Raw genomic sequence first — 421 nt, forward strand, 5'->3', positions numbered from 1 at the left:
GGGGCGCTTCAGCGAGGCCGGGATCACGCACCCGGCCGGGGTGCTCACCGGGTCCCTGCTGCTTAGCGGCGCCGAGGCGAACCGGCGCCTGCGCCTGGCCGAGGCCCTGCTGCCGGTCACCGACCCGCTCAGCGCCCGCACCGCCGCCCCCGCCCGCCCGGTGCTCGGTGCGGCGTTCTTTGCCGGGGAGCTGTCCGCGGAGCGGGCCCTGCTGGTGGCCGGCTTCACCGCCGATGCCGGCCACCTGGTGCGGGCCGGGCGCGTGTCGGCCGCTACCGCCSGGGAGCTGGAGCGGACCCTGACCGGGTACGCGCGGGAGGAATCCCCGGACTTCCTGCGCCGCCTGGGCACCCGGGCCCTGGCGCTGCTGGATCCCGACGGGCAGCAACCCACGCACGGGGAACTGCTCGCCAGGCAGGGC

The 421-nt window shown here is 77.9% G+C and carries 1 protein-coding gene; it reads left to right on the forward strand.

The annotated features are described in order from the left end of the window. Window positions 1-421: DUF222 domain-containing protein (locus AB4Y80_RS16940; protein ID WP_442215501.1), on the forward strand; the 421-nt coding region annotated here is incomplete at both ends.

The organism is Specibacter sp. RAF43, assembly GCF_052114065.1.
GTDB lineage: Bacteria > Actinomycetota > Actinomycetes > Actinomycetales > Micrococcaceae > Specibacter.